General features: G+C 99.6%; 1 protein-coding gene. It reads left to right on the forward strand.

Features of this window, described 5'->3' with window-relative positions:
* Positions 1-255 (forward strand): hypothetical protein (locus tag ACTHUR_RS21795; protein WP_268083134.1); only part of this gene is annotated, 255 nt, incomplete at both ends.

A 255-nucleotide genomic window follows, 5' to 3' on the forward strand; every position in this document is an offset into this window, starting at 1 on the left:
GGGGGGGGGGGGGGGGGGGGGGGGGGGGGGGGGGGGGGGGGGGGGGGGGGGGGGGGGGGGGGGGGGGGGGGGGGGGGGGGGGGGGGGGGGGGGGGGGGGGGGGGGGGGGGGGGGGGGGGGGGGGGGGAGGGGGGGGGGGGGGGGGGGGGGGGGGGGGGGGGGGGGGGGGGGGGGGGGGGGGGGGGGGGGGGGGGGGGGGGGGGGGGGGGGGGGGGGGGGGGGGGGGGGGGGGGGGGGGGGGGGGGGGGGGGGGGG

This window comes from Neisseria sp. P0021.S007, from assembly GCF_051956855.1.